The organism is Rickettsia endosymbiont of Culicoides newsteadi (assembly GCF_002259525.1).
In the GTDB taxonomy this organism is placed as follows: Bacteria; Pseudomonadota; Alphaproteobacteria; order Rickettsiales; family Rickettsiaceae; genus Tisiphia.
On the sequence record NZ_MWZE01000065.1, the window covers coordinates 1 to 6,530 of the forward strand.

Sequence of the window (6,530 nt, forward strand, 5' to 3'; positions counted from 1 at the left end):
GATAGGGGAGATTCCTTATTTGAGGCAAGTTGTAGAACGTTAAAATTATTGTATGAACCTATATGTTAGCTGCTATAGAATGATATAGGTTAGGAGACTGCCTACGCTAATTAATTAATAAAATCAAAGGTAGATTATGAAAAAATGGCAATTACAAGAAGCTATATTTAATTCAGAAGAATTGGCTAGCAGGAGCAACGACGTCACCAACTTCTTATTAATTGACTATAATGATGAGGAGAAATTATTTGAAAGAGTTCAGGGTAAAGCAAGGGATATTGAATTATGAATTTTCATGATATACGTATGCCGGAATTTATTGAAACTTTTGCTGTTGGTAAACCGGAATTTGCTATTTCTTGTGCTATGACATTATCAGGTAGAGAAGTAAGAAATTTAGATAGAGAATATGCTAGACAAAGATATTTGATTAAAAATTGTCGTCTGAGTAGTTTTGAATTTGAGCAATTTAGCTCTTTCTTCAGAGCAAGAAGGGGAGGGAGTTTTTCTTTTCGCTTCAGAGATAATGTTGATCATCAAGTATCAAGGCAATTCATTGCTGAAGGCGATGGAAAATTAACCCAATATCAACTGATTAAATTATATGATGACCCAATTTTACCCTATGCTAGAACAATTAATAAACCGGTAGCTGGTAGCGAAGAATTTTATGTTAATGGTGTAAATTTGGATGTTCAGCTTGATTATAATACTGGATTAATAACTTTACCAAACCCATTAGATAGGGAGCAAATTTTGACAGGTAGTTTTACTTTTGATGTAGCTGTACGATTTGCTAGTGATAGTTTTGAATATTCGTATTCTTCTGATGGGTCAATAGAATTATCGCAAATAGAGTTAATGGAGGTTATATGACAGAATATATTGATAATTCCATAGCGGTACATAATTTTACTTATTGTTTCCATATCACGCTACAAGACGGTTTGGAGTTGTATCTTACTGAATCTGATAAATCTTTATCAATTGATGGGATAAGATTTATGCCAAATTCTGGAATAACTTTAAAGGAAGGGTTTTTAATGATTCTGCACAGAATTACATTATCTTAGAAGGAGTTTTTGAGAATAATGGAGTAGAGCAACATTATGATTTGATCCAGGCTATGGTCAGAATTTATATTAGTTGTGCTGATTCTTATAAGCATTTTGTTACTTATTGCTGTAGCCTTTATACTAAAAGGGATTTAGATTTTACTTTACGTTTAGAGCCAAATATGGGATATAATCAGTCGTTACTGCAATCTTTTAGTAAAAAATGTCGTGCTAATTTTGGAGATTTAAAATGCAAAATAGATAAAACAGTTTATAGTCAGATATATAATATTCAGGAAATATTTGGCAGAACTATAGTCATTTCAGATATTGATAAAGAAAGTGGTTATTTTAATTATGGGGATGCTATTTTAGCTAATGGTCAATTTTATAGTAAGATAATTAGTCATTCTGGAAATGTAATTATATTGGATCAATTAATTCCTGATAGTATGAAGTGTAATAAAACTGTTGATCTTACTATAGGTTGTGATAAAAACTTTATAACTTGTTGCAATAAATTCAACAATGCAGTAAATTTCAGAGGAGAGCCATTGATTCCTGATGATAATTTTATAAAAGTGATTTAGAGGAATTTAATCGTCTATTAGCGAGGAGCTACTTTAGTAGCGATGCGGCAATCTAATGAGTGTGGATTGCTACGACCATTACATGGTCTCGCAATGGCGGGAATGACGTAATAAATATGAAAATTAAATGAATAAAACCAAATGAGTAAAGATTTTGTAAGGCATTTCCTAACTGGTTTTTTTAGTATATTTAAAATATCTAAAACAACAATAAGAAAGAAGCCAGAGACAGATTTGTCTGAGTATTTTGTTAAAATAGAAAAATATATTAATTCAACATTTCAAGAAATAAAAAAAAGAATATGAAAGAGAGTAAAAGCTTCTTTGCTAGTAATAATAGATTGAATAAAGGATATTCAAAAATTAACAATAATCCTAGAGAAAAAGATAATAGCTTCTATCGTAAGAAGTTTGAGCATGTTATGCCGCCTATAGATTTAATGGAAGAATATGAAAATCTTCATCCAGGCACCTTGGCAAAATTAATTGTTATGGCAGAGAAAGAACAAACGCATAGACAGCAAATGGATATTAAAAGTATTGAGGTTTATGAAAACATAACAAAAAAAGGGAGAGTTAGTGCGGTTATATTTATGATAATGGTCTGTATTACTACGCTAATTTTAGCAATGTTCGGGCATTTTATGATAGCTAGTATTTTTACTGTTTCAGTATTTTTAGTTATAGGAGCTGGATTATTCATATCTTCTACTAAATTTACCAGGCAGAAAGATTATCATAGAAGATGACAATAGCTACCCTGAAAAATTGTGGTTTCCGTACTCCTCGCAATGACGTATAAGCCTATAACTCGTCATTGCGAGCGAACGTATGTGAGCGTGGCAATCCAAAAAAGTAACCCAAATGGATTGTTTCGTCGATCTAAGGGCTTCCTCGCAATGATGCTTATGCACAATGACGAGATATACATGATCTGTAAATGTCATGAGTAAGGTGGTAAAATTAAATATTGAGTAAAATTTATGGGTAATATAGAAGAAATGCTGGAAAGGCAAAAAACTACTTTTGAGTATTTGGTATTTAGTGGTGGAGGAGCCAAGGGGGCAATATATTCCGGTGTTTATTCAGCCTTGGCAGAATCTGGAGCAGTTGGAATGGTTAAGGCGGTTGCAGGCTCATCTGCTGGGGCGATAAGTGCGGCGATGGTTGCCTGTGGTATCCCCCCTGAAGAATTTGAGAAAATTTTAAAAGAGACTAACCTTAAAGGTTTACTTGGTACGCAAGGATTTTCAGCTGGTCCGGTGCAGATTGGCAAGGATGGTACCCCATTATATGGTCTTTTAGATAAAACAATCAGAACAGGGGTATTTAATTTTTTGAAGGGCAAGAACTTTGGGGAGCTTTGTCAGTCAGGTCGTGATAGGATTGTACAACAGCAAGAAAAGTTAGAGCAAAAAAAGCAAGAGCTTTTAAACTCGATTGAACAATTAAAACAACAACATGGTGATAATAGTCAACAGATTAGTGATATAAATGAGAATATTCAAGGATTGGATTTTCAAAAACAACAGCTAAATAAGCAATTTGATAAAATTCAAACTATCATAGACTCTAATGGTAAAGAGTTCAGTGAATTAATGGAAAAATGCCAAGCTGGTGGGAAAATCCTTTTTAAGGATTTAGCTCTTTTAAGACTTGTTGACTCAGAGCAATTTAAAGATTTATTAATTACTGCAGTAAGGCGAGATAATGGTACGTTGCAAATTTTTAGTGCGGAAAATAGCCCTGATGTTGAAATTGCTTTAGCTTGTCGTGCCTCTGCTTCAATTCCTATAGTTTTCCAACCGGCAACAATTGATGGGGTTGAATATGTTGATGGGGGATATAGGGACAATGTACCTATTGGATATTTTCCTGAAAATGAGAGTAAAGTGGATTCTGCCGAAGAATTAGATGGTTTTGATAATGTTGCTCTAGCAAAAAAACAGGGTAGGGTACTGGCTCTTGCTTTTGGTAGTGGTATGGATGCTTCAACAAATGTGGCAATATATAGTGCCAAGCCTTTTGACAGTCCAAGTGCTCTAATAAAATTTTTAATGGATGTAGTATATAAAACTCTGGCTCAAGTTGGGGGGCATTTTAAATATACGGAAACTGATAAAGCTACTCTTACTAATTTACGTGAGAATGCATTAAACACGGTGACATTAGATACTCAAGGTATATCCACTCTTGATTTTGATGATGCTCAGAAATATGCAGGTTACTTGCATATTAAAGGACGTTTTCAGACGTTGGAATATTTAGATAATTACGAGTTGGGTAAGGGGGTAGATAAAAACTTTGAACAGCAAAAATTCCTTCTAAGCGTCTATGAGGTTTATGATAATGACAATTTGAATAAAACATTTGCTCATAAAATGTTAGACCATATAATTCCGGCAAAGCCAACTGAGAAAAGTTGGCAAGATCGTGATGCTACTCGAAGTCATCAAGCAAAAGCTGAGGCACTTTTATCTTTTTGTACTTCAGAACGTTGGGAAGGAAAAGATAATAAGAGTCCCTTAAAAGATTATGTTATACTTGCAGCAACTAACCGCAATAAAGAAGTTAGAAATGATACCAAGGCATTAGAATCGCTGATTAAGACTTTAAACTCTCCAACAACATCAAGTAAAATTAAAGAAGATTTTATACAATTACTATCTATTGATAAAAAACAAGATAAAAGATTGAATACAGAAAAAAGTCCAGCAAAGAATATTGCGGAGTTTAAATTTACGAAAGAAGATTTTAGTGGTTTTTTAAGCAAAAATAAAAGTGAAGCTTTTCGTATTAGTAGTCAAGGGAAAGGAGTAGGGCGGGCTAAAGGTGGATAACGCTGAATTAGTTATTGTCGCTAGTCTTCTGGGAGCGACGAGTGACGCCTATTACTTATAGGCGTTGCTTTATTGCCTCTGCTAGCCAATTCTCCTAAATTTACTATAAATAATTTGGTGGTTTAAAAATTATGTCTGTGTTGTCTATTGTAACTGCTCCGGATTCAAGATTAAAACAAAAATCTTTGCCCGTAGGTACAGTCAATGATACTATAAGAAAGTTGATGGATGATATGGTTGAAACCATGTATCATGATCATGGGGTAGGACTTGCAGCAATTCAGATTGGAATAGTTAAGCGTATATTAGTGGTTGACTTACAGAATAGTGATGATACAGAAAGAGCAGAGGGTTTTTATCCGTTATTTATTGTAGACCCAGAAATAATAGATAAATCTAAAGAGTTAGTTGTAGCATTAGAAGGGTGTTTATCTTTACCGGAGCAACATGTTGAAGTAGCAAGGTCTGAGTCTATAAGTATAAGGTTCTTAGACTATAACAATATACAGCAAGAATTAAAAGCTGATGGTTGGCTTGCTAGGGTTATTCAACATGAGATGGATCATTTAGACGGTAAGTTATTAGTTGATTATTTGAGTAATATAAAAAAGGATATAGCATTACGTAAATTAAAAAAGCTAAAAAATAATAATTTATGAAAGTAATTTTTATGGGTACGCCAGAATTTGCCGTGCCTGCTCTTAGGGAGTTAATTAACAACAACGACCACCAGGTGGTTGGCGTATTTACTCAAGCTGCAAAATCTAAAGGGAGAGGGCTAAATGAGGTAGCATCGCCTGTACATCTCTTGGCATCAGAATATAATATTGCAACTTATACTCCTAAGACCTTGAGAACCGAAGAGATAACCCTTTTAATTAATTCAATTGAGGCGGATATAATAGTGGTAGTTGCTTATGGGTTTTTAATACCAACAGTTATCCTACAAGCTAAAAAATATGGATGTCTTAATATTCATCCGTCAAGTTTGCCGCGTCATAGGGGGGCAGCTCCATTACAGCGTACTATTATAGAAGGTGATTTAGAAACTTCTGTATGTATAATGCAGATGGATGAAGGGCTAGATACTGGTGATATTATATTGCAGCATTCATTGTCACTTTCTCCTAGAATAACTTTACCAATTTTGCATGACCAATGTGCAAAAATAGGAGCAGATTTATTGATTGAAACCTTAGATAATATTGATAATTTACCAAAAATTATCCAGGATAAGAATGGCGTAACTTATGCTCATAAACTTAAGAAAGAAGAAGGGAAGATAGATTGGTGTGAGACTGCCTACAAAATAGATTGTAAAATTCGAGGTATGAATCCTTGGCCTGGTGTATATTTTGAATATAGAGGTAAAATTATAAAGATTCTAGAAGCGTATTATAACGATTTGGATATTAATTTGCCACCTGGTACCGTAGTTAATAATAGTGTTTTGGAGGTAGCTTGTGGTAAAGGTACTTTGATCATCCAGAGATTACAGCAAGAAGGAAGAAAAATCTTGAACGCCGAAGAATTTATGCGTGGCTTACAAAGCCCTATAATTAGTTTAGCTAAAGAAAAAGGGGATGGACTTATGCCTAGTATAGCTTAAGTATGGAAAGAGGGAGGCATCCAAATCGGAAGCTAAATTAATAAAAATGATGATAAACAATGGTAGCTCTATTGAAGAAGTAGCGAGAATTACTGGACTATCTATTACTAAAATCAATGAATTACTGAAAGTACAGTAAGTAATGAATTATTAGATTAGCTATATAAGCAAATTTTATTATGACTTCAGACAAGCCAAAACATGACGAAATTTTTCGCAAATCTATGGAGAATCCAATAGTTGCTAAAGAGTTTTTGGCAACTCATTTGCCTAAAGATGTGTTGGCTTTAATCGATAGAACAACTGTAAAATTAGAAAAAGATAGTTTTATTGAGCCAGACCTTTCTGAAACTATTTCAGATGTATTATTTTCTGTTAAGTTTAATGATCAGGATGGCTATATTTTTTTGCTATTGGAACATCAAAGTACTGTTGA

10 protein-coding genes are annotated in these 6,530 nt (G+C 33.7%); all 10 read left to right on the top strand.

Features of this window, described 5'->3' with window-relative positions:
* Positions 1-136: 136 nt before the first annotated feature.
* Complete coding sequence (locus RiCNE_RS07550) at positions 137-289, top strand: hypothetical protein (protein ID WP_157905688.1); 153 nt, start codon at positions 137-139, stop codon at positions 287-289.
* Positions 286-876 (top strand): phage distal tail protein, Rcc01695 family, encoded by a 591-nt coding sequence (locus RiCNE_RS04990; protein ID WP_094649501.1) that lies wholly within the window; start codon positions 286-288, stop codon positions 874-876. Before RiCNE_RS07550 ends, RiCNE_RS04990 begins: the two co-directional genes overlap by 4 nt.
* Positions 873-1,073 carry a baseplate hub domain-containing protein gene (locus RiCNE_RS04995; RefSeq protein ID WP_094649502.1) on the top strand — a complete coding sequence of 67 codons (201 nt, stop codon included), beginning with the start codon at positions 873-875 and terminating at the stop codon, positions 1,071-1,073. The genes RiCNE_RS04990 and RiCNE_RS04995 overlap by 4 nt, the downstream gene beginning before the upstream one ends.
* Positions 1,074-1,114: 41 nt before the next feature.
* Positions 1,115-1,645, top strand: a complete 531-nt coding sequence (locus RiCNE_RS05000) for a phage BR0599 family protein (protein ID WP_239832711.1) — start codon at positions 1,115-1,117, stop codon at positions 1,643-1,645.
* Between the two features lie 141 nt (positions 1,646-1,786).
* The gene (locus RiCNE_RS07555) at positions 1,787-1,951 is read left to right on the top strand and encodes a hypothetical protein (protein ID WP_157905689.1); all 165 of its coding nucleotides are present in this window, start codon (positions 1,787-1,789) and stop codon (positions 1,949-1,951) included.
* Positions 1,948-2,394: a DUF2335 domain-containing protein gene (locus RiCNE_RS05005; protein ID WP_094649503.1), complete on the top strand. Its 447-nt coding sequence runs from the start codon at positions 1,948-1,950 to the stop codon at positions 2,392-2,394. The genes RiCNE_RS07555 and RiCNE_RS05005 overlap by 4 nt, the downstream gene beginning before the upstream one ends.
* Before the next feature lie 234 nt (positions 2,395-2,628).
* The gene (locus RiCNE_RS05010; RefSeq protein ID WP_094649504.1) at positions 2,629-4,485 is read left to right on the top strand and encodes a patatin-like phospholipase family protein; all 1,857 of its coding nucleotides are present in this window, start codon (positions 2,629-2,631) and stop codon (positions 4,483-4,485) included.
* 131 nt (positions 4,486-4,616) lie between these two features.
* On the top strand, positions 4,617-5,144 hold the full coding sequence (gene def, locus RiCNE_RS05015) for a peptide deformylase (protein WP_094649505.1): 528 nt from the start codon (positions 4,617-4,619) through the stop codon (positions 5,142-5,144).
* Complete coding sequence (fmt, locus tag RiCNE_RS05020) at positions 5,141-6,094, top strand: methionyl-tRNA formyltransferase (RefSeq protein WP_094649506.1); 954 nt, start codon at positions 5,141-5,143, stop codon at positions 6,092-6,094. Before def ends, fmt begins: the two co-directional genes overlap by 4 nt.
* Before the next feature lie 179 nt (positions 6,095-6,273).
* A partial coding sequence (locus RiCNE_RS05025) for an Rpn family recombination-promoting nuclease/putative transposase (protein WP_192866938.1) occupies positions 6,274-6,530 on the top strand: 257 nt, incomplete at its 3' end.

What these genes read in the sequence shown, in the direction of transcription:
- RiCNE_RS07555 (WP_157905689.1), top strand. Translation starts at nt 1,787, where the DNA reads ATGAGTAAAGATTTTGTAAGGCATTTCCTAACTGGTTTTTTTAGTATA.
- RiCNE_RS04995 (WP_094649502.1), top strand. Translation starts at nt 873, where the DNA reads ATGACAGAATATATTGATAATTCCATAGCGGTACATAATTTTACTTAT.
- fmt (WP_094649506.1), top strand. Translation starts at nt 5,141, where the DNA reads ATGAAAGTAATTTTTATGGGTACGCCAGAATTTGCCGTGCCTGCTCTT.
- def (WP_094649505.1), top strand. Translation starts at nt 4,617, where the DNA reads ATGTCTGTGTTGTCTATTGTAACTGCTCCGGATTCAAGATTAAAACAA.
- RiCNE_RS04990 (WP_094649501.1), top strand. Translation starts at nt 286, where the DNA reads ATGAATTTTCATGATATACGTATGCCGGAATTTATTGAAACTTTTGCT.
- RiCNE_RS05010 (WP_094649504.1), top strand. Translation starts at nt 2,629, where the DNA reads ATGGGTAATATAGAAGAAATGCTGGAAAGGCAAAAAACTACTTTTGAG.
- RiCNE_RS07550 (WP_157905688.1), top strand. Translation starts at nt 137, where the DNA reads ATGAAAAAATGGCAATTACAAGAAGCTATATTTAATTCAGAAGAATTG.
- RiCNE_RS05005 (WP_094649503.1), top strand. Translation starts at nt 1,948, where the DNA reads ATGAAAGAGAGTAAAAGCTTCTTTGCTAGTAATAATAGATTGAATAAA.